Origin of the sequence: Streptomyces sp. NPDC050549 (assembly GCF_040655035.1) — a bacterium.
Lineage (GTDB): Bacteria > Actinomycetota > Actinomycetes > Streptomycetales > Streptomycetaceae > Streptomyces.
On the sequence record NZ_JBFAJD010000003.1, the window covers coordinates 106,073 to 125,992 of the forward strand.

The 19,920-nt window shown below is 70.2% G+C and carries 19 protein-coding genes; 8 read left to right on the plus strand and 11 right to left on the minus strand.

What is annotated here, in order from left to right:
• Positions 1–145 precede the first annotated feature (145 nt).
• The gene (locus AB0I51_RS06565; RefSeq protein ID WP_362972077.1) at positions 146–766 is read left to right on the plus strand and encodes a lysophospholipid acyltransferase family protein; all 621 of its coding nucleotides are present in this window, start codon (positions 146–148) and stop codon (positions 764–766) included.
• A 91-nt stretch (positions 767–857) separates the two neighbouring features.
• Here AB0I51_RS06565 and AB0I51_RS06570 read toward each other — a convergent pair whose 3' ends face one another.
• From AB0I51_RS06570 to argH, 4 genes are all read right to left on the minus strand, one after another.
• Positions 858–2,369, minus strand: coding sequence for an MFS transporter (locus tag AB0I51_RS06570; protein ID WP_362972079.1), 1,512 nt, complete (start codon positions 2,367–2,369; stop codon positions 858–860).
• The gene (locus AB0I51_RS06575; RefSeq protein ID WP_362972081.1) at positions 2,366–2,947 is read right to left on the minus strand and encodes a helix-turn-helix domain-containing protein; all 582 of its coding nucleotides are present in this window, start codon (positions 2,945–2,947) and stop codon (positions 2,366–2,368) included. The genes AB0I51_RS06570 and AB0I51_RS06575 overlap by 4 nt, the downstream gene beginning before the upstream one ends.
• A gap of 86 nt (positions 2,948–3,033) precedes the next feature.
• Positions 3,034–4,005, minus strand: coding sequence for an aldo/keto reductase (locus AB0I51_RS06580; RefSeq protein WP_362972083.1), 972 nt, complete (start codon positions 4,003–4,005; stop codon positions 3,034–3,036).
• Between the two features lie 117 nt (positions 4,006–4,122).
• Positions 4,123–5,556, minus strand: a complete 1,434-nt coding sequence (gene argH / locus AB0I51_RS06585) for an argininosuccinate lyase (protein WP_362972085.1) — start codon at positions 5,554–5,556, stop codon at positions 4,123–4,125.
• Between the two features lie 230 nt (positions 5,557–5,786).
• Here argH and AB0I51_RS06590 point away from each other — a divergent pair, with 230 nt between their 5' ends.
• Positions 5,787–6,653 carry a hypothetical protein gene (locus AB0I51_RS06590; RefSeq protein WP_362972087.1) on the plus strand — a complete coding sequence of 289 codons (867 nt, stop codon included), beginning with the start codon at positions 5,787–5,789 and terminating at the stop codon, positions 6,651–6,653.
• Between the two features lie 131 nt (positions 6,654–6,784).
• Positions 6,785–7,483, plus strand: coding sequence for a L,D-transpeptidase family protein (locus AB0I51_RS06595; RefSeq protein ID WP_362972089.1), 699 nt, complete (start codon positions 6,785–6,787; stop codon positions 7,481–7,483).
• Positions 7,484–7,588: 105 nt separating this feature from the next.
• Here the strand turns inward: AB0I51_RS06595 and AB0I51_RS06600 are convergent, their stop codons facing one another.
• On the minus strand, positions 7,589–9,097 hold the full coding sequence (locus tag AB0I51_RS06600; RefSeq protein WP_362972091.1) for a HAMP domain-containing sensor histidine kinase: 1,509 nt from the start codon (positions 9,095–9,097) through the stop codon (positions 7,589–7,591).
• The gene (locus AB0I51_RS06605; RefSeq protein WP_362972092.1) at positions 9,097–9,834 is read right to left on the minus strand and encodes a response regulator transcription factor; all 738 of its coding nucleotides are present in this window, start codon (positions 9,832–9,834) and stop codon (positions 9,097–9,099) included. Before AB0I51_RS06605 ends, AB0I51_RS06600 begins: the two co-directional genes overlap by 1 nt.
• Before the next feature lie 151 nt (positions 9,835–9,985).
• On the opposite strand from AB0I51_RS06605, the gene AB0I51_RS06610 reads away from it, so the two are divergent.
• The 5 genes from AB0I51_RS06610 (at position 9,986) to AB0I51_RS06630 (ending at position 14,901) form a co-directional block, all read left to right on the plus strand.
• The gene (locus AB0I51_RS06610) at positions 9,986–11,338 is read left to right on the plus strand and encodes a ferredoxin reductase family protein (protein ID WP_362972094.1); all 1,353 of its coding nucleotides are present in this window, start codon (positions 9,986–9,988) and stop codon (positions 11,336–11,338) included.
• A gap of 7 nt (positions 11,339–11,345) precedes the next feature.
• Complete coding sequence (locus AB0I51_RS06615) at positions 11,346–11,846, plus strand: FMN-binding protein (protein WP_362972096.1); 501 nt, start codon at positions 11,346–11,348, stop codon at positions 11,844–11,846.
• Between the two features lie 77 nt (positions 11,847–11,923).
• The gene (locus AB0I51_RS06620; RefSeq protein WP_362972098.1) at positions 11,924–13,306 is read left to right on the plus strand and encodes a ferredoxin reductase family protein; all 1,383 of its coding nucleotides are present in this window, start codon (positions 11,924–11,926) and stop codon (positions 13,304–13,306) included.
• A gap of 19 nt (positions 13,307–13,325) precedes the next feature.
• Complete coding sequence (locus AB0I51_RS06625; RefSeq protein WP_362972100.1) at positions 13,326–14,105, plus strand: FMN-binding protein; 780 nt, start codon at positions 13,326–13,328, stop codon at positions 14,103–14,105.
• Positions 14,098–14,901, plus strand: a complete 804-nt coding sequence (locus AB0I51_RS06630) for an FAD:protein FMN transferase (RefSeq protein ID WP_362972102.1) — start codon at positions 14,098–14,100, stop codon at positions 14,899–14,901. The genes AB0I51_RS06625 and AB0I51_RS06630 overlap by 8 nt, the downstream gene beginning before the upstream one ends.
• Positions 14,902–14,981: 80 nt before the next feature.
• Here AB0I51_RS06630 and AB0I51_RS06635 read toward each other — a convergent pair whose 3' ends face one another.
• The 5 genes from AB0I51_RS06635 to argC are packed head-to-tail and all read right to left on the minus strand — an operon-like array spanning position 14,982 to position 19,842.
• On the minus strand, positions 14,982–15,521 hold the full coding sequence (locus AB0I51_RS06635; protein ID WP_362972104.1) for an arginine repressor: 540 nt from the start codon (positions 15,519–15,521) through the stop codon (positions 14,982–14,984).
• 19 nt (positions 15,522–15,540) lie between these two features.
• On the minus strand, positions 15,541–16,737 hold the full coding sequence (locus AB0I51_RS06640) for an acetylornithine transaminase (protein WP_362972106.1): 1,197 nt from the start codon (positions 16,735–16,737) through the stop codon (positions 15,541–15,543).
• Positions 16,734–17,651, minus strand: coding sequence for an acetylglutamate kinase (argB, locus tag AB0I51_RS06645; protein ID WP_362972108.1), 918 nt, complete (start codon positions 17,649–17,651; stop codon positions 16,734–16,736). Before argB ends, AB0I51_RS06640 begins: the two co-directional genes overlap by 4 nt.
• Positions 17,648–18,817 (minus strand): bifunctional glutamate N-acetyltransferase/amino-acid acetyltransferase ArgJ, encoded by a 1,170-nt coding sequence (gene argJ / locus AB0I51_RS06650; protein WP_362972110.1) that lies wholly within the window; start codon positions 18,815–18,817, stop codon positions 17,648–17,650. The genes argB and argJ overlap by 4 nt, the downstream gene beginning before the upstream one ends.
• Complete coding sequence (argC, locus tag AB0I51_RS06655; RefSeq protein WP_362972112.1) at positions 18,814–19,842, minus strand: N-acetyl-gamma-glutamyl-phosphate reductase; 1,029 nt, start codon at positions 19,840–19,842, stop codon at positions 18,814–18,816. The genes argJ and argC overlap by 4 nt, the downstream gene beginning before the upstream one ends.
• Between the last annotated feature and the right edge of the window lie 78 nt (positions 19,843–19,920).

The following is a 19,920-nucleotide window of genomic DNA, read 5'->3' on the forward strand; positions in this document are numbered from 1 at the left end:
ACCTCGGTGAACCCGATGTGCAATACGCGGGGCACCGCGAGTATCGTCCTCACCTGCACAGTTTTATATCGACCCCTTGACACCGGAGGGCCCGTTGTCCCGCTTCGTGCTCATCAAGGCAGTGCTCGGACCGATCATGCGCCTGATGTTCCGCACACGTGTGGAGGGCGCGGAGCACATCCCCGGTGCCGGCCCGGTGATCCTGGCCGGCAACCACCTCACGTTCATCGACTCGATGATCCTTCCGCTGGTCTGCGACCGGCAGGTGCTGTTCATCGGCAAGGACGAGTACGTCACCGGCAAGGGGTTCAAGGGCCGTCTCATGGCCTGGTTCTTCACCGGCGTCGGCATGATCCCGGTGGACCGGGACGGCGCGAACGGCGGCGTCGCCGCGCTGATGACCGGACGCCGTGTGCTGGAGGAGGGCAAGGTCTTCGGGATCTATCCCGAGGGCACGCGGTCGCCCGACGGGCGGCTGTACCGGGGGCGTACCGGGATCGCCCGGCTCACGATGATGACGGGCGCGCCGGTCGTTCCCTTCGCGATGATCGGTACGGACAAGTTGCAGCCCGGGGGTGCGGGGATTCCCCGCCCCGGGCGGGTCACTGTCCGGTTCGGTGAGGCGATGGAGTTCTCCCGGTACGAGGGGATGGACCGGGACCGGTATGTGCTACGGGCCGTTACCGACTCCGTGATGACCGAGGTCATGCGGTTGTCTGGGCAGGAGTACGTGGACATGTACGCGACCAAGGCGAAGGCTGCGTAAGCCTCCGGCAGTTGACCGTTTTCGGGTGCGGGTGCGTGAGGGCTGGTCGCGCCCGCGCGGCGGAGCCGCAAATCGATACAGCCCCGCGCCCCTAAAGGCGTTGGCCTCGCAGGAGGAACCAAGCCGCCGCCGCTGTGGCGAGCAGGACCGCCGCGCCTACGCCCGATGCCACACTGAGGCCGCTCACGAAGGCCTCTCTGGCCGACGTCAGCATTTCCTGGGCCGCCTGTGTCGGCATGTTGCCGGCCGCCTCCACCGCGCCGCCCAGTGACTCGTGTGCTCCGCTCGGTGTGCCCGCCGGAGACGCGAAGCCACGGTAGACGCCCGTCACGATCGAGCCGAGTACGGCGATGCCGAGGGCCGCGCCGAGTTCGTAGGCCGTTTCCGAGACCGCCGATGCCGCGCCTGCCTGTTCCTTCGGTACGGAGGAGAGGATGACGTCGGCCGTCACCGTGAAGGAGAAGCCCGCGCCGACGCCGACCACCAGCAGTGCGGCGCCGAGGAGTGGGTAGCCGGTGGACTGGCCGAGGGTCGTCAGTACGGCGAGCGCCAGGCCAACCGCCGCCAGGCCGCCCGCGACCACCGCGCGGACCGAGAAGCGGCGGGCCGTACGGCCGGCGATCAGACCGGCCGCCACCGCGCCTGCCGCGGCGGGGATTTCGGCCAGCCCCGCCTCGAACGGGCCTCTGCCCTGGACCAGTTGCAGGTACTGGGAGAGGAAGAACACCAGCCCGGACAGGCCGAGAATGGTCAGCAGGTCGGCCAGCACGGCCGCGCTGAAGCCGCGGTTGCGGAACAGGCGCATGTCCAACAGCGGTGCGGGAAGGGTGAGTTGGCGGCGGACGAACCAGTACAGGGCCGCCGCGCCCAGCGCGCCCACCGCGAGTGCGGGCAGCTCGAAGCCATGGGTCGCGGCCTCCTTGACCGCGTAGACCACGCCGATCACACCCACCAGGGACAGCGCGACGCTGATCATGTCCCAGGGCCCGGGGTTGGGGTTCTTCGACTCGGGGAGCATCTTGATGCCGACCAGGACGAGAACCGCCATCACGGGCAGGTTGATGAGGAACACCGAGCCCCACCAGAAGTGTTCCAGCAGGAAGCCGCCCGCGACGGGACCGACTGCCGTACCGGCGGAGGCCGTTGCCCCCCAGACGCCGACCGCGAGGCTGCGTTCGCGCGGGTCGTGGAAGAGGTTGCGGATCAGGGCGAGGGTGGCGGGCATCAGGGTCGCGCCCGCGACGCCGAGGAGCGCCCGGGCCAGGATCATCAACTCCGGTGTCGTGGCATAGGCGTTGAGGACCGAGATCGCGCCGAAGGCGGTGGCTCCGACGAGCAGGATGCGCTTGCGGCCTATTCGGTCACCGAGGCTGCCCATCGACACGAGCAGGCCCGCGATGACGAAGGAGTAGACGTCGCCGATCCAGAGGAGTTGAGTGCCGGACGGCTTCAAGTCCTCGCTGATGTATGGGGTCGCGAGGCCGAGGACGGTCGCGTCCACGGCCACCAGCAGCACGGCGAGCACGAGGACGGAGAGCGCGAGCCAACGGCCCGGGCGCTTCTCCGTCTCCGTCACAGCCGCCGGCTGCAGGGTGCTGGTCATGATTCCTCTCTCCGTGTTTCTTCTCTTCGTGTTTCGTCTCTGCGCAGTGCGCCGCCGAGCAACAGCTCGACGGTCATGTGCGTGAAGTCCTTGGGGGCGCCCTTGCCGCTCTGCACCAGCCACACACCGGAGGCCAGCAGGCCGAACAGCGCCTCGGTGAGCCAGGCGGGCGTGAGATCGATGCGGAACTCACCGCTCTGCTGACCGCGTCGGAACAGGGCGGTGATGCGGTCGTCGATCCTGGCCCAGCCGGAGTGCTGCTCCTCGCCCTCGAACAGCTGGTTCTCCGTGTAGAGGAAGGCGAGCAGACCGGCGGCCGGTTCGGCCTCGCGGACGAGTCGCCGTACGGCGTCCTCGGCACGGCCGTCGTCCAGCCGCGCCGCGTCCAGGGCGGTCTCGCACTCGGCGATACCCAGCGCCTCCAACGCCCGTACGAGCGCGTCGCGCCCCGCGAACTGGCGGTGCAGCGTGGCCCGGCTGATCCCGGCCGCCTTGGCGACCTCGTCCATCGTCGCGGTGGACTTGCGGGTCAGCAGGGCGGCGGCAGCGCGGAGTACGTGGTCGCGATCGAGAGCCATGACACAACCATAACCCACGTGAGACATCTATGTCTCACCACGGGCATGGCTGCCTCAGGAGCGGTCGATCGTCGGAACCTCTCAGTTCAGTGCCAGGGCAGCTGCCCGCGCTTCGCCCAGTACGTGCGCGGGTCCTCGGCGAGCGCGGCGAGGCGGGCGAGCTGGTCGTCGTCCAGGTCCACGACCGCCGCGTGCAGATTGGAGGCGAGCTGGCCGACCGTCGCCGCGCCGGACAGAGCCACCCCCGCCCACGGCTCGCGCAGGATCAGCGCCAGGGCGACCGCGTCGGCGCCCAAGGACGTCTCTTCCGCGACGGCCTTCAGGGCGTCCGGCGCGTACGGCCCCGCCAGCCGTCCGTTGGCCATGCCCTCCTTCACGATCACCGTGAGTCCGGCGTCGTGGGCCTCGGCGAGGGCGGGGCCTGCTGAGGTCTCCAGGGCGTTGTACGTCGACTGGACGGTACGGAAGAGGGGCTCGCCGTCGACCGTCACGGCGAGCGCGGCGCGGATGGCGTCCGCCTGGGCCGGCCCGCTCGTCGAGAAGCCGATGGTCACGCCCGTCGCCGCCAACTCGGCCAGTTTCGCGTGGAGTTCCTTGTCTGCGAGGGCCGGGCTCTCGGGGGTCACCGAGTGGATCTGGTAGAGGTCCAGGCGGTCGCCGAGGAGGTTCGCGGTCTCGGCGCGCTGGCGCTCGTACGTCTGGACGCTGTGGTCCTTGACCTCGTGCTTCTCGGCGTCGGTGGTCCAGTCGGCCGTGTAGGTGTAGCCCCATTTGCTGCCCACCACGATGTCGTCCAGGCCGGGGCGGGTGGTCAGCCAGTCGGCCAGGAACTCCTCCGAGCGGCCGTAGGAGCGGGCCGCGTCGAAGTAGCGGACGCCCTGCGCGTAGGCGGCGTCGAGGAGTTCGTGGGTGCGGGCCCGGAGGGTTTCTACGGTGCGGTTCTCTCCGAGGTCTGCTTCTCGGCCGAGGTTGATGTAACCGGGGCGGCCCACTGCGGCGAGGCCTAGTCCGAGGTGGGACGTGGGGGTGGTGGCGGTGCTGAGTCGGGCGAAGGGCATACCGACAACGTAACTCGGGATGCCCTTCGCCCCGGGATTCGGATTGTGCGGTTGTCTGGCGGGTGCGGGTGCGTCGGGGCTGGTCGCGAAGTTCCCCGCGCCCCTGAAAGCGTGCTCCTACCGCTTGTTCTTGGCCGTCGCCCACTCATGCTGGGCCGTCAGATCCCGCTTCACCTCTGCCAGTTGGATCGCCACCGCGCTGGGCGCCGTACCGCCGCGCCCGTTGCGGGAGGCCAGGGCGCCCGGCACGTTCAGGACCGTCCGGACCTCGGGGGTCAGGTGGGCGGAGATCTTCGCGAACTGTTCGTCGGTGAGGCCGTCGAGCTCGATGCCCTCGGACTCCGCGACCTTGACGCACTCGCCGGCGACCTCGTGGGCGACGCGGAACGGGACGCCCTGCTTGACCAGCCACTCGGCGATGTCGGTGGCGAGGGAGAAGCCGGCCGGGGCCAGTTCCTCCATGCGGTCGCGGTGGATCGTCAGGGTGGCCATCATGCCGGTGAACGCCGGGAGCAGGATCTCCAGTTGGTCGATGGAGTCGAAGACCGGCTCCTTGTCCTCCTGGAGGTCCCGGTTGTAGGCGAGGGGGAGCGCCTTGAGCGTGGCCATGAGGCCGGTCAGGTTGCCGATCAGACGGCCCGACTTGCCGCGCGCCAGCTCCGCGATGTCCGGGTTCTTCTTCTGCGGCATGATCGACGAGCCCGTGGAGAACGCGTCGTGCAGGGTCACGAAGGAGAACTCCTTCGTGTTCCAGATGATGACCTCCTCTGCGATCCGGGAGAGGTTCACCCCGATCATCGCGGTGATGAAGGCGAACTCCGCGACGAAGTCACGTGAGGCCGTGCCGTCGATCGAGTTCGCGACGGAGCCGTGCTCGAAGCCGAGGTCCTTCGCGACCGCCTCCGGGTCCAGGCCGAGGGAGGAGCCGGCCAGTGCGCCCGAGCCGTACGGCGAGACGGCCGTGCGCTCGTCCCACTGACGCAGCCGCTCCGCGTCCCGGGACAGGGACTGGACGTGGGCCAGGACGTGGTGGGCGAACAGCACCGGCTGGGCGTGCTGGAGGTGGGTGCGGCCGGGCATCGCCACGTCCGGGTGGGCCTCCGCGAGGGCGACCAGCGCGTCCTGGAGGTCGGCGATCAGGCCGCCGATCGAACGGGCGTGGTCGCGCAGGCACATGCGGAACAGCGTCGCGACCTGGTCGTTCCGGGAGCGGCCGGCCCGCAGCTTGCCGCCGAGGTCGGGGCCGAGGATGGTCAGCAGGCCGCGCTCCAGGGCCGTGTGGACGTCCTCGTCGGCGATCGCGCCCACGAAGGAGCCGTCGGCGACATCCGCTTCGAGCTGGTCGAGGCCCGCGAGCATGCGGGTCAGCTCGTCGTCCGTGAGGAGGTTCGCCTTGTGCAGCACGCGGGCGTGGGCGCGGGAACCGGCGATGTCGTAGGGCGCGAGCCGCCAGTCGAAGTGGACGGACGCGGACAGCTTCGCCAGGGCCTCGGCGGGACCGTCGGCGAAACGACCGCCCCAGAGCCGTACGTCACCGCTGTTGCTGCTCACTTGCGCTGCTCCTCAAAGGCCGTGGACGGGGTTCGTCGTGCCGTGGTGTGTCCCTGCATTGTCTCGCATGCATGATTATGCAGAGCTCTGCATGATTCGTCAATTTGAAAGACCCTTGAACAGACTTGAACACCGGCAACCGCTTTCCCGTACCTCTCGCCGAACGCAGGCGCCGCGTTTCCCCCCACGAGTCACCTTCAGTTCACCCCTGACCCGAGTGAGGCATTCGCATGTCCAGGGCTCTCCCCAAGTACAACAAGCGTCGCGTCGTGTTCATCGGCGGTGCCGCCGCCGTGGCGCTCACCGGTGCCGTCATCGCCGGTACCGCCCTTGCCGGGACGCCGGACAAGAGCAGCACCACGCAGAGCGCCCGCACGTTGTCCGACCCCGGAACGATCACCTGCCCCGACGTGAAGTCGCAGCTGCCGGCGGTTCCGGCGTCCGCGCAGGCCGAGGTCGACCGGAACCTCACCCTTCTCGACACGCAGATCGCCGAGGCCAACAAGCGACTCGTCGACACCGTCGGACAGGGCGGCGCCAACTTCGTCCAGAACGCCATCCTCGGCCCGCTGAAGGACAAGCGCGTCTCGACCATCGACCGCATCGCCATCGCCATCGGACGCAAGGGCACCAAGCCGACGGGCCTCGACGCGCTCGCCGCGTGCACCCTGAACTCGGCCGGTTCCACGGGCACTACGGGCTCGACCGGTGCGACGAACACCGCGACCGCCACCCCGAGCGCGACGGCTGCCGCCACACAGGCGGCCGGGGGGACGGACGACACCGCCGCCGGGTCGAGTGCGGTCGGGACCATTTCCTGCCCGGACGTGAAGTCGCAGCTGCCGGCGGTTCCGGCGTCCGCGCAGGCCGAGGTCGACCGGAACCTCACCCTTCTCGACACGCAGATCGCCGAGGCCAACAAGCGACTCGTCGACACCGTCGGACAGGGCGGCGCCAACTTCGTCCAGAACGCCATCCTCGGCCCGCTGAAGGACAAGCGCGTCTCCACCATCGACCGCATCGCCATCGCCATCGGGCGCCAGGGCACCAAGCCGACCGGACTGGACTCCCTGGCCGCCTGCACGCTCACCAAGTGACGTGACAGGCAGCCGTGGCCGCCCCGATGAACGCCGGCCGGGGCGGCCACGGTGATGTCCGGAGCGGGGTGCGTTGCCTGTTCGGCCCATCTGAGGTGCCGTCAGCGGGTGCGCGCTCTAGCGTCTGAGGCATGCGTCCCGGTGTCGTTGCCCTCGCCTTCCTTCTTCTCCTGCTCGGTGCGGTACCCGCGGGAGCGGTGGAGCCGTCGCCCTTGTCGCTCACGGACACCGGAGGTGGCGGCCAGCTGATCCTCGCTCAGGCTCCGCGCGCCAACTCCACGTCAGGGACACTGGGTTGGTGGGAGCGGCGGCGGGGTGGGAAGTGGGTGAAGGTCGGTTCCGCCGTCGCTCGGTTCGGGGTGAAGGGGCTGGTCGAGGGGCGGGCTCGTAAGCAGGGGTCCTACACGACTCCCACCGGGCTGTACGACCTGCCGTATGCCTTCGGGATCAACGCGGCGCCGAGTGGGACTCGGGTCAAGTACCGGCGGGTGAGCGGGAGTTCTTGGTGGTGCGAGGACACTCGGTCTCGCGTCCACAACCGGTGGAGTGAGCCGCTCGCGAGTGACTGTCGGGCCTCCGAGTCCGAGCGGTTGATCTCGTATGCCACTCAGTACGCGTACGGGGTTGTCATTGGGTACAACTACGCCAAGCCAGTGAAGGGGCGTGGGGCCGGCATCTTTTTGCATGTCAACGGGCGTGGGGCTACCGCCGGTTGTGTGTCTGTGCCGGTGAGTGCGATGCGGAGGATTCTGGGGTGGGTTGATCCCAGGAAGGCGCCGCACATTGCAATTGGGACGGTGAGTGGGGTTACGGGGATCACTCGGTACTGATTCGCCGTAGCGCCGTTCAGGTGTCGGTTGTATGGCGAGTGCGGGCCGTCAGTGGCTGGTCGCGCCCGCGCGGCGGAGCCGCAGATCGACACGGCCCCGCGCCCCTTAGGTGGATCCGCTTGACGGCAGTTTCACCGTGAACGTCGTTGAGCCCGGGCGGCTCTCCAGTTCCACGCTTCCGCCATGAGCCTCCGTCACCGCCGCCACGATCGACAGGCCCAGGCCCGCTCCCCCTCCCCTGCCTTCCGTCCGGCGGCGGTCCGCCCTCGTGAAGCGTTCGAAGACTCCCGGCTGGACCTCCGCCGGGACGCCCGGGCCGTCGTCGTGGACCGCCAGGTAGATCGACTCACCGTTCGTCTCCACCGACACCGTCACCTTCGTGCCGGCAGGTGTGTGCAGTCGCGCGTTGGCCAACAGGTTGGCCAACACCTGTTGGAGGCGGTGGGCGTCTCCGGTGACCGTGACCGGTTCCTCGGGGAGTTGCAGGGCCCAGCGGTGGTCGAGGCCGGTGGCCCGCGCGTCGGCGACGGCGTCGAGGACCAGGCGGGTCAGGTCGACGGGACGGCGTTCGAGGGGGCGGCCCGCGTCGAGGCGGGCGAGGAGGAGCATCTCGTCGACTATCACGCCCATGCGCGCCGACTCGGCCCCGATGCGTTCCAGCGCCCGGGTCACCTTGGGCGGGACGGGGTCCGGATGGAGGAGGGCCAGTTCGGCGTGGCCCCTGATCGACGCGACCGGGGTGCGCAGCTCGTGGCTGGCGTCGGCGGCGAAGCTGCGCAGTCGTTCCTCGCTGGCGTGCCGGTGGGTGAGCGCGTCCTCGACATGGCCGAGCATGCGGTTGAACGCGCCGGCGACCTGGCCCACCTCACTGCGCGGGTCCGACTCGGGCGCCCGGGACGGCAGCGCCACCTCGCCGCTGGCCAGCGGCAGTTCACTGACCCGGGTGGCGGTGGCGGCGACCCGGCTTAGCGGCCGGAGCGACCAGCGCACCCAGAGCGCGCCCGCGAAGCCGGTGGCCAGGAGGGCGGCGCCGAAGACGATCGCGGCGACGGCCTCCAGCCGGTGGACGGCGGCCTCCACCGACTCCAGCGGGAGCCCGGTGATCATCACGTCGCCGTCCCGGCCCTTCGCGGCGAGGACGCGGTACTTGCCGAGGGAGGAGAGGCGGACGGTGCGGGCCCTGCCGCCGGCCGGGACCGCGGCGAGTTCCCTGCGGTCCCGCGCGGTCAGCGGGACCTTCAGGTCGGTCGTGGTGCCGTCCTTGTCCGCGGGTACGACCCCTGAGTTGGTGACGACGCCGTCGACCAGGCGGGCGCCGAAGGTGTGCGGTGCCTGACGGCGGGTGTCGCCGCGTTCCCGGTCGTCGGCGTCGTGGTCGGTCAGCGTCTGGCCCCTGTGCTCCAGGCTGGCCGGGAACTGTGTTCCGACCTCGGTCAGCTGCTGGTCGAGGCGGCCGGTGAGGAAGCCGTCCAGTTCGATGACGGCGGCCACCCCGACGGCCGCGCAGCTGACCGCGAGCAGTACCACCAGGCCCGCCGTCAGCCGCGCCCGCAGGGTGTGCGGCCAGGGCAGTCTCCGCAGCCACCGTCCGCCGACCCGCAGCGCCCCGCCCATCACAGGACCGGCTTGAGCACGTACCCGGCCCCGCGCACGGTGTGGATCATGGGCGCCCGGCCGGCGTCCACCTTCTTGCGCAGGTACGAGATGTACAGCTCGACGACATGGGCCTGGCCGCCGAAGTCGTAGGACCAGACGCGGTCGAGGATCTGGGCCTTGCTGAGGACGCGGCGCGGGTTGCGCATGAGGAAGCGGAGCAGTTCGAACTCGGTCGGTGACAGTTCGACGATCGCGCCCGCCCGGCTGACCTCGCGGGCCTCCTCGTCCATGACCAGGTCCCCGACGACGATCCTGGGGCCCTCCTCCTGCTGGCGGGCCATACCGGCGCGGCGCAGCAGTCCGCGCAGCCGGGCGACGACCTCCTCCAGGCTGAAGGGTTTCGTGACGTAGTCGTCGCCGCCCGCGGTGATGCCGGCGATACGGTCCTCGACCGTGTCCCGGGCGGTGAGGAAAAGCACACAGACGTCGGGCTTCACCTCGCGCAGGGAGCGCAGCACGGCGAAACCGTCGGTGTCCGGGAGCATCACGTCGAGGACGACGGCGTCCGGCAGCAGGTCGCGCGCCCCGTCGACCGCAGAGGCTCCGTCACCGGCGGTGCGGACCTCCCAGCCCTCGTAACGCAGCGCTCCGGAGAGCACTTCGGCCAGGTCGGGGTCGTCGTCGACGACCAGGACGCGCACAGGAGTGCCGTCGGGGCGGGTGAGGGCCGGTCGGCCGGAGCGGGTCGTGTTCATCGCGTTTACCAGCATCTCCCCTCACGGCGTTCCCGGCCGCCGTGAGGGCCTCTGAGTTTCCTCTGAGAACTCTGAGAAAGGAGCCCGCTCAGAGATCCCTCAGAGGTTCGGCCCCCACAGTGGCACGCAGGACACGTGAAGGGACACACACATGACCACCGTGTACGAGCAGCGAAAGGCGCCGCCCGTGCCGCCGATCTCCCGGCGTTCACCGGCGGCCCCGGTACTCGCCCTGCTGTGGGCCGGGGCCGCGGCCTCCGTCGCCCTCTGGTGGGCGGACACCGGCTCCGTGGTCGGGGCCGCGGGCTGGCTGACCGGGGCCGGGCGGATCGCCGGTCTGTTGTGCGGGTACGCCTGTGCCGTGCTCGTCGGTCTGATGGCGCGGGTGCCGCTGCTGGAGCGGCGGATCGGCTCGGACCGGGTGGCGCGCTGGCACGCGATGGCCGGCCGCTACACGATCTGCCTGCTGGTCGCGCACGTCGTGCTGATCCTGTTCGGGTACGCCGCCCAGGACCACGCCTCGATCGTGCACGAGACGGTCACCGTCGTCCTGGACTACCCGGACATGCTGAAGGCGACCTTCGGAGCGGTCGTCCTCTTCGCGGTCGGCATCACCTCGGCCCGCGCCGCGCGCCGCAGACTCAGCTACGAGTTCTGGTACTACGTCCACCTGCTGACGTACGCCGCCGTGTTCCTCGCCTTCTTCCACCAGCTGAGCCTGGGCAACGAGTTCAACGGCCACGCCGGGGCCACGGCCGCCTGGTACGCGCTGTACCTGGGTGTCGCCGCGCTGGTCGTCTGGTACCGGGTCCTCGCCCCGGTGCGGTTCAACCTGCGGCACCGGCTGCGGGTCGAGTCCGTGCACCGGGAGGCGCCGGGTGTGTACTCCGTCGTCGTACGGGGGCGCCGGGTGGACGAGATGGGTGCCGAGGCCGGGCAGTTCTTCCGCTGGCGGTTCTTCGGCGAGGGCATGGGCTGGACGTCGACGCCGTACTCGCTGTCGGCGCCGCCCCGCCGGGACCTGCTGCGGATCACCGTCAAGGCGCTCGGCGACCACAGCGCGGCCGTGGCCCTGCTGCGGCCGGGTGCCCGGGTGTGGGCGGAGGGCCCGTACGGGGCGCTGACCGCCGACCGGCGCACCGCCCACAAGTCGCTGCTGATCGCCGCCGGCGTCGGCATCACCCCGCTGCGGGCCCTGTTCGAGACGCTGCCCGGAGACGTGACGCTGCTGTACCGGGCGCGTACGGCCGAGGACCTGGCGCTGGGCGGGGAGTTGGAGGCCATCGCGCAGTGGCGCGGGGCGAAGGTGCTGTACGCGCTCAACGGGCCGCAGGGGCAGCGGCCGGTGCTCGGTGCGGCGGCGCTGCGCGAGGCCGTGCCCGATCTCGCCGGGCACGACGTGTACATCTGCGGTCCGCACCCCTTCGCCCAGGAGCTGTACGGGGCGCTGCGCGCCGCCGGTGTGCCGGACCGTCGTATCCACCACGAGTCGTTCGAGCTGTGAGGCTGTCGTGCATCCGTTGAAGAAGAACCGTCCGCTGCGCCGGATCGTGCTGGCGAGCGCGGTCACCGCGTCCGGTCTGGTGATGCTGCTGGCGCTGAAGCCGCACACGACTCCCGAGATCGCGGTGGCGCCCGCGCCGGCGCCGTCCAGCAGTTCCACCGCCACCGCCGGTTCCGGTGGTTCGAGCAGCTCCAGTGGCTCCAGTGGGTCCAGTGGCTCGACGACCACCGGCACCAAGACCGTCACCGGGGACACCGTGCAGACCCGTTGGGGCCCGGTCCAGGTGAAGATCACCGTGAAGAACGGCAAGATCACCGATGTCACCGCGGTCCAGTACCCTTCGGACAATCCGCGCGACCAGGAGATCAACTCCAATGCCCTGCCCCAGTTGAGGAGCGAGGCGCTGGCCGCGCAGAGCGCGAGCATCGACACGGTGTCGGGAGCCACCTACACAAGTGACGGTTACCGCCAGTCACTCCAGTCCGCACTGGACTCCGCGGGACTCTGAACGCACAGCCTCCACGGCACGTACTTCAGGGCCAAGGGGCCACGCCAACCCCCTTGTGCCCCGTCCACGGAGGAACCGTGACCACCACGCTCGCAGGCGGACGTGCCGCCCGCCGACAGACGATGCGCCGCATCCGCCCGCGCCGCTCCCCAGCGACCCTGCTGCTGCTCGCCGTCTGGGCGGGTGCCGCCGGAGTGCTGTGGCTGTGGTGGCAGAACACGCCGTCCATCGCCGACCAGAACGGCAAGATCCTCAACGCGGGCCGTATCACCGGCCTGTTGGCCGGCTATCTGATGGCACTCGTCGTACTGCAGATGGCCCGCGTGCCCGCTCTGGAGCGGCGGGTCGGCTCCGACCGGGTCGCCCGCTGGCACGCGATGAGCGGCCGGTACACGCTCTGCCTGGTCTTCGCGCACGTCTTCCTCATCATGTGGGGCTACGCCCTCCAGGCGGGCAAGACGCTGAACGACATCGTCCAGCAGACCATCGACTCGGTGAACCAGCTGCCCGACATGGGCAAGGCCGCCATCGGCACCGGCCTGTTCCTGCTGATCGGCCTCTCGTCGATCGGCGGCATCCGCCGCAGGCTGCCGTACGACACCTGGTACCACGTACACCTGCTGACGTACGCGGCCGTGTTCCTGACCTTCTGGCACCAGATCACCACCGGCAACGACTTCGCGCTGACGCCGCTCGCCAAGACCGTCTGGTACGGGCTGTACGGCACGGTCACCGCGCTGGTGGTCTGGTACCGGATCCTCACCCCGATCCGGCTCAACCTGCGGCACCGGATGTACGTCGAGGCGGTCATCGAGGAGACGCCGGGCATCGTGTCCGTGCTGATCGGCGGGCGGAAGCTGCACCGGATGGGCGCGGAGGCCGGGCAGTTCTTCCGGTGGCGGTTCCTGGCGCCGGGCATGCGGTTCAGCTCGCACCCGTACTCGCTGTCGGCGGCGCCCCGCCCGAACATGCTGCGGATCACGGTCAAGGCGATCGGCGACCACAGTGCGCGGCTGCGCGAACTGCGGCCCGGCATGAGGGTGTGGGCCGAGGGCCCGTACGGCGCGCTGACCTCGCAGCGGCGCACCCGAGGCAAGGTGCTGCTGGTCGCGGGCGGTGTCGGCATCACACCGATGCGGGCGCTGTTCGAGACGCTGCCGGGAGCGGCCGGTGACATCACGCTGCTCTACCGGGCCAACACCACTCAGGACCTGGCGCTGTGGGACGAGCTGGCGAAGATCGCCGACGAGCGCGGCGCCCGTCTGATGTACGCGGTCAACAGCCCCGACGGGGAGCGCCCCGACATCTCGGCGGACTCCCTGCGGCGGAAGCTGCCCGACATCGACAACCACGACGTCTTCATGTGCGGGCCGCCCGGCTTCGCGCAGTCGGTCTACGAAGCACTGCGCGGCGCGGGGGTCCCCGCCCGCCGTATCCATCACGAGTCGTTCGAGATGTGAGCGACGGGAGTCAGGAGCAATGAAGAAGAGCCACCCCATCCGGCGTGTTCTGCTCGCGAGCGCCGCCACCGTGTCCGGGATCGTTCTGCTGCTCTCCCTGAAGCCGGCGACCGACTCCTCCTCGGCGTCCGCGCAGGGAGCGGCGGCCCAGGGGGCCGCCGCCGCGCAGGAGTCGCCCCAGGGCGGTGCCGCGGCGGCCGGGACCTCGACCATCACGGGCGCTGCCACCCAGACCGAGTACGGGGTCGTCCAGGTGCGCCTGACGGTCGCCAACGGGAAGATCACCAAGGCCGAGGCCGTTCAGGCGCCGCACGGCGGCACCAGCGACCAGAAGACCGCGCTGTCCGTCCCCAAGCTCAACCAGGAGGTGGTCGCCACGCAGAGCGCGGACATCACCTCCGTGACCGGGGCGACGTACACCAGCGGCGGCTACAAGAAGTCCCTGCAGTCGGCCATCGACAAGATGAAGGCCGCCAACACGGCTTCCCCGTCGCAGAGTTCGGCCGCCGCGGCGCCCGCCGCGCAGGCCAAGACCGTCATCGGCGATGTCGCGACGACCCAGTACGGGCCCGTCCAGGTCCGGATCACGGTCGCGAACGGCAAGATCACCAAGGCCGAGGCGGTGCAGGCCCCGAGCGGCGGGACCAGCGACCAGAAGACGGCGCTGGCGATCCCCAAGCTCAACCAGGAGGCCGTCGCGGCCGGCAACGCGAACATCGACTCGGTGTCGAGTGCCACGTACACGAGCGGCGGTTACAAGAAGTCCCTGCAGTCGGCGCTGGACAAGGCCGGTGTCTGACACGGTGACCGATCCCGCGGAGGCTCCCGCCGCGCTGCGGCACGCCGAGGAGGTCATGGGGACGGTGTTCTCCTTCGACATCCGCGGCGGGGAACCCGAGGCCGTCCGGGCGGCACTGGAGCAGGCGGTCGCCCAACTGCACCGGGTGAACGAGGTGTTCAGCACCTACCGCGACGACAGCCAGGTGTCACGGCTGGCCCGCGGCGAGCTGACGGTGGCGCAGTGCGACGCCGAGGTCGCCGAGGTGCTGGAGCTGGGCGCCGAGGCGGAGCGGGTCAGTTCCGGCTGGTTCAGCACGAAGTACGAGGGCCGCCTCGACCCGACCGGCATCGTGAAGGGCTGGGCGGCCGAGCGCGCGGCCGAGCTGATCGCGACGGCGGCCGGGGTGAGCGGGGTCAGCGTGAACGGCGGCGGCGACGTCCAGATGTTCGGCACCCCGGGAGCGCACCGGCCCTGGCGCGTCGGCGTCTCAGATCCCCTCCGCCCAGGCGGTCTCGCGGCCGTGATCTCCGCGGCGGGCGCCGACGAACTGGCGGTCGCCACCTCCGGTACGGCGGAGCGCGGGGCGCACATCGTGGACCCGTCCACCGGCAGGTCCGCGGTGACCGACCTGGTCGCCGTCACCGTGGTCGCCCCCCGGCTGACCTGGGCCGACTGCTGGGCCACGGCCGCGTTCGCGATGGGCTCGCGGGAGGGCCTGGCCTGGCTGGAATCGCTCCCGGACGTGGAAGCGCTGCTCATCACGGCAGGTGACGAAGTGCGCTGCACGGACGGGCTGGCGGCCCGCCTCGGGTAGGGATCCCCCATGCGAGTCGGGGGCGCACCGGAGAGTTCCGGTGCGCCCCCGACTCGTGGCTCGTCGGTCGTACGGGTACGTCAGTGGTCGTTCTGTGCCAGCCGCAGCAGATGGTCCGCGAGGGCCTGCCCGCCGAGCGGGTCCCGGCTGATCAGCAGGAGCGTGTCGTCGCCCGCGATGGTGCCGAGGATGTCCTGCAGTTCGGCCTGGTCGATCGCCGAGGCGAGGAACTGGGCGGCGCCCGGCGGGGTGCGCAGGACCACGAGGTTGGCGGAGGCCTCCGCGGAGATCAGCAGTTCGGACGAGAGCCGCCGCATCCGCTCCTCCTTCGCCGACTCCCCCAGCGGTACGCGCGGGGTGCGGAATCCGCCCTCGCTCGGTACCGCGTAGATGAGGTCGCCGTCGTTGTTGCGGATCTTCACCGCGTTCAGCTCGTCCAGGTCCCGGGAGAGCGTCGCCTGGGTGACGCTCAGCCCGTCGTCGGACAGCAGCTTCGCCAACTGGCTCTGGGAGCGCACCGGTTGCCGGTTGAGGATGTCCACGATCCGGCGGTGGCGGGCGGTGCGGGTCTGCGGCACGGCCGGCCCCGCGGGGTGCTCGTGCTCCTGCGCCTGACTCATCGTCGACTCATTCTCCGGATCATCCGTCCCCCTTGGCCACGTCCAGGACACCGGGCAGTGCCCGGAGGAACGCGTCCGTCTCGTCGTCGCCGAGGTTCAGCGGTGGCATCAGCCGTACGACATCGGGGGCGGGCGCGTTGACCAGGAAACCGGCGTCCTGAGCCGCCTGTTGCACCTGGGGCGCGAGCGGCTTGGTGAGCACGATACCCAGGAGGAGGCCCGCACCCCGGACATAATCGATCAACGGGTGACGAGAACTGCCGTCGGCGCCCTCGATTCCGTCGCGGATCCTCTCGCTCTGCCGCTTCACGTTGTCGAGCAGGCCCTCGGCCTCGATGGTGTCGAGTACGGCGAGACCGGCGGCGCAGGCGACCGGGTTGCCGCCGAACGTCGTGCCGTGCTGGCCCGGCTGAAGCAGGTCGGCGGCGCGCCCGAAGGCGACGGTGGCGCCGAGCGGCAGCCCGCCGCCGAGCCCCTTCGCGAGGGTCACGACATCGGGCAGGACACCCTCGTGGGCCTGGTACTCGAACCAGTGCCCGGTACGGCCGACTCCGGTCTGCACCTCGTCGAGGACGAGCAGCGCGCCGTGGGCGGCGGTGATCGCGCGGGCCGCCTTCAAGTACCCGGCGGGCGGTACGACCACCCCGTTCTCGCCCTGGATCGGCTCGATGATGACGAGCGCGGTCTCGTCGGTGACGGCGGCCGCGAGGGCCTGCGCGTCGCCGTACGGGACGTGGGTGACCTCGCCGGGCAGCGGCAGGAACGGCTCCTGCTTGGCGGGCTGGCCGGTGAGGGCGAGGGAGCCCATCGTCCGGCCGTGGAAGCCGCCTTGGGTGGCGACCATGTGCTGACGGCCCGTCAACCGGCCGATCTTGAAGGCGCCTTCGTTGGCCTCGGCGCCGGAGTTGCAGAAGAAGACCTTGCCGTCGCGGCCGAAGCGCTCCAGCAGCCGTTCGGCGAGGGCGACGGGCGGTTCGGCGATGAACAGGTTGGAGACATGGCCGAGTTCGGCGATCTGCTTGCTCACGGCCTCGACGATCGCCGGGTGGGCGTGGCCGAGCGCGTTGACCGCGATACCGCCGACGAAGTCGGTGTACTCGTTGCCCTCGGCGTCCCAGAGCCTGGCGCCCGCTCCGCGGACGAGGGGGAGCTTCGGGGTGCCGTAGTTGTTCATCAGCGCGCCCTGCCAACGGGCGGTCAGTTCCTGGTTGTTCACGACTCCCCCTGGTCGTCGTCGGGCTTCTGGTCGGGCACGACCATCGTGCCGATGCCCTCGTCGGTGAAGATCTCCAGCAGGATCGAGTGCTGGACCCGGCCGTCGATCACCCGGGCGGTGGTGACGCCGTTGCGGACGGCGTGCAGGCAGCCCTCCATCTTCGGCACCATCCCGGAGCTCAACTCCGGGAGCAGCTTCTCCAGTTGGGAGGCGGTGAGGCGGCTGATCACCTCGTCGCTGTTGGGCCAGTCCTCGTAGAGACCCTCGACGTCCGTGAGGACCATGAGGGTCTCGGCGCCCAGCGCAGCAGCGAGTGCCGCAGCCGCCGTATCAGCATTGACGTTGTAGACATGTCCGTCGTCCTCGCTCCTGGCGATCGACGAGACGACCGGGATACGGCCGTCCGCGAGCAGTGCCTCGATCGCGCCGGTGTCGATCGCGGTGATCTCGCCCACCCGCCCGATGTCGACCAACTCCCCGTCGATCTCGGGCCGGTGCTTGGCGGCGGTAATGGTGTGCGCGTCCTCGCCGGTCAACCCGATGGCCAGCGGCCCGTGTTGGTTGAGCAGCCCGACCAGTTCGCGCTGGACCTGTCCGGCGAGGACCATCCGTACGACGTCCATGGCGTCCTCGGTGGTGACGCGCAGGCCGGCCTTGAACTCGCTGACGATGCCGTGCCGGTCGAGGGCGGCGCTGATCTGCGGGCCGCCGCCGTGCACGACGACGGGCTTGAGGCCCGCGTGGTGCAGGAACACGACGTCCTGGGCGAACGCGGCCTTCAGGTCCTCGTCGATCATCGCGTTGCCGCCGAACTTGATGACGACGGTCTTGCCGTTGTGCCGGGTCAGCCAGGGCAGCGCCTCGATGAGGATCTGCGCCTTGGGCAGCGCGGTGTGTTTGCGAGTAGTGCTCATGAGGAGTACGCGCTGTTCTCGTGGACGTAGTCGGCGGTGAGGTCGTTGGTCCAGATCGTCGCGGTCTCGGAGCCGGCGGCCAGGTCGGCGACGATGTGCACCTCGCGGTAGCGCATGTCGACCTTGTCGCGGTCCTCGCCGACGCCGCCGTTCTTGCAGACCCAGACGCCGTTGATGGCGACGTTGAGCTGGTCCGGCTCGAAGGCGGCCCTGGTCGTGCCGATCGCGGACAACACCCGTCCCCAGTTGGGGTCTTCGCCGTGGATCGCGCACTTGAGGAGGTTGTTGCGGGCGATGGAACGGCCCACCTCGACGGCCTCGTCCTCGCTCGCGGCGTTGACCACCTCGACCTTGATGTCCTTGCTGGCGCCCTCGGCGTCCCGGATCAGCTGCTGCCCGAGGTCGTCGCAGACGGCCCGGACGGCCTCGGCGAACTCGGCGTATTCCGGGGTGACTTGGGAGGCACCGGAGGCGAGCAGCAGCACGGTGTCGTTGGTGGACATGCAGCCGTCGGAGTCGACCCGGTCGAAGGTGGTGCGGGTGGCGGCCCGAAGTGCCTTGTCCAGTACGTCACTTTCGACGGCGGCGTCGGTGGTGAGGACGACGAGCATGGTGGCGAGGCCGGGGGCGAGCATGCCGGCGCCCTTGGCCATGCCGCCGACGGTCCAGCCGGCCTTGCCGTCCTTGCCGCCCTTGGTCACGACGGCGGTCTTGTGGACGGAGTCGGTGGTCTTGATGGCGATGGCGGCCTTCTCGCCGCCGTGCTCGGAGAGTTGACCGGCGGCGGTCTCGACTCCCGGGAGCAGCTTGTCCATTGGCAGCAGCAGCCCGATGAGCCCGGTGGAGGCGACGGCGACCTCGGCCGCGTTCAGCCCGAGGGTGTCGGCGACCTTCTCGGCGGTGGCGTGCGTGTCCTGGAAGCCCTTCGGCCCGGTACAGGCGTTGGCGCCGCCGGAGTTGAGGATCACGGCGGAGACCTTGCCGCCCTTCAGCACCTGCTCCGACCACAGCACCGGCGCGGCCTTGACACGATTGGAGGTGAAGACGCCCGCGGCGGCGAGGCGGGGCCCGTTGTTGACCACGAGGGCCAGGTCCGGGTTGCCGTTCTCCTTGATTCCGGCGGCGATGCCCGCGGCCGTGAATCCCTGTGCTGCCGTCACACTCACGGCGCGACTCCGATCGTAGAAAGCCCGGTGGTCTCGTCGAGTCCGAGGGCGAGGTTCATGCTCTGGACGGCACCGCCCGCGGTGCCCTTGGTCAGGTTGTCGATTGCGCTGATCGCGATGATGCGGCCCGCGGCCTCGTCGTACGCGACCTGCACCTGAACGGCGTTGGAACCGTAGACGGACGCCGTCGCGGGCCACTGCCCCTCGGGGAGGAGGTACACGAAGGGCTCGTCGGCGAAGGCCTTCTCGTAGGCGGCGCGGACCGACTCCGCGGTGACCCCCGGCTTCGCCTTGGCGCTGCAGGTGGCGAGGATGCCGCGGGGCATCGGCGCGAGGGTGGGCGTGAAGGAGACGGTGACGGTCTCGCCGGCCGCACCACCCAGATTCTGGATGATCTCGGGGGTGTGCCGGTGGCCGCCGCCCACGCCGTACGGCGACATGGAGCCCATGACCTCGGAGCCCAGGAGGTGAGGTTTGGGCGCCTTGCCGGCACCCGAGGTACCGGAGGCGGCGACGATCACGGCCTCGTTCTCGGCGAGGCCCGCGGCGTACGCCGGGAAGAGCGCGAGGGAGGCGGCCGTCGGATAGCAACCGGGCACCGCGATGCGCTTGGACCCCTCCAACGCGGCGCGGGCGCCCGGCAGTTCGGGAAGGCCGTAGGGCCAGGTGCCGGCGTGCGCGGAGCCGTAGAACTTCTCCCAGTCGGCCGCGTCCTTCAGCCGGAAGTCGGCACCCATGTCGACGACGAGGACGTCCGGGCCGAGCCGCTCGGCGACAGCGGCGGACTGGCCGTGCGGCAGGGCGAGGAAGACGACCTCGTGTCCGGCGAGGACTTCGGGGGTGGTTTCCTGCAGGACCCGGTCGGCCAGCGGCAGCAGATGCGGTTGGAGCGCGCCGAGTTTCTGACCGGCGTTGGAGTTGCCGGTCAGGGCGCCGATCTCGACCCCGGGGTGGGCCAGGAGCAGACGCAGGAGTTCGCCACCCGCGTATCCACTCGCTCCGGCCACTGCCGCACGTACCGCCATGGAACCCTCCTCATCGATGGCATGACTATACGTTTCGCTGCACGTTTATGCAATCCAGGGCTGCGGGTACGGAGAGCG